Origin of the sequence: Lagierella sp. ICN-221743, from assembly GCF_037890055.1 — a bacterium.
In the GTDB taxonomy this organism is placed as follows: Bacteria; Bacillota; Clostridia; order Tissierellales; family Peptoniphilaceae; genus Mediannikoviicoccus.
The window spans coordinates 1-1,155 of record NZ_JBBKBD010000054.1 but is presented as its reverse complement, the minus strand read 5'-3'; the positions used below and the strand labels follow the sequence as shown (position 1 = coordinate 1,155).

Genomic DNA, 1,155 nt, shown 5'->3' with positions numbered 1-1,155 from the left:
TAAATTTAATTATTCAATTATTTTTGAAACAACACCTGCTCCTACTGTTCTACCACCTTCTCTGATTGCAAAACGTAGTCCTTCTTCTATAGCGATTGGTGTGATTAATTCGATTTTGAATTTTGCGTTATCTCCTGGCATTACCATTTCTACGCCTTCTTCTAATTGAATATCTCCTGTTACGTCTGTTGTTCTAAAGAAGAATTGTGGTCTGTATCCTGAGAAGAATGGTGTATGTCTTCCACCTTCATCTTTTGTTAGTACGTACACTTCTGCTTCGAACTTTGTGTGTGGGTGAATTGTTCCTGGAGCTGCTAATACTTGTCCTCTTTCGATTTCTTCTCTTTGAACTCCTCTTAGTAGTGCTCCGATGTTATCTCCTGCTTCTGCTTGGTCTAGAAGCTTCTTGAACATTTCTACTCCTGTTACTACTACTGTTCTCTTTTCTTCTGTTAGTCCTACGATTTCTACGTTGTCTCCTACTTTTAGGGTTCCTCTTTCGATTCTTCCAGTTGCTACTGTTCCTCTTCCTGTTATTGAGAAGATGTCTTCTACTGGCATTAGGAATGGTAGGTCTGTGTCTCTTTCTGGTTGTGGGATGTATTCGTCTACTTCGTTCATTAGTTCAACGATTTTGTCTCCCCATTCTCCGTCTGGATCTTCTAATGCTTTTAGTGCTGATCCTACTACGATTGGTGTGTTGTCTCCGTCGTAGTCGTATTCTGATAGTAGGTCTCTAACTTCCATTTCTACTAATTCGATTAGTTCTGGATCGTCTACTTGGTCTTCTTTGTTTAGGAATACTATTATTTTAGGAATTCCTACTTGTCTTCCTAGTAGAATGTGTTCTCTTGTTTGTGGCATTGGACCGTCTGCTGCTGATACTACTAAGATAGCTCCGTCCATTTGTGCTGCTCCTGTAATCATGTTCTTTACATAGTCAGCGTGACCTGGACAGTCAACGTGTGCATAGTGTCTTTTTTCTGTTTCGTATTCTACGTGAGATGTTGAGATTGTGATTCCTCTTTCTCTTTCTTCTGGAGCCTTGTCTATGTGTGCATAGTCAACGAATTCTCCTGATCCGAATCTCTTGTTTAATACGTATGTGATTGCTGCTGTTAATGTTGTTTTACCGTGGTCAACGTGGCCTATTGT

1 protein-coding gene is annotated in these 1,155 nt (G+C 40.0%); it reads right to left on the bottom strand.

The features are described from left to right. Positions 1 to 9 precede the first annotated feature (9 nt). Positions 10 to 1,155: elongation factor Tu (gene tuf, locus WKS98_RS09915; RefSeq protein ID WP_498918940.1), on the bottom strand; the 1,146-nt coding region annotated here is incomplete at its 5' end.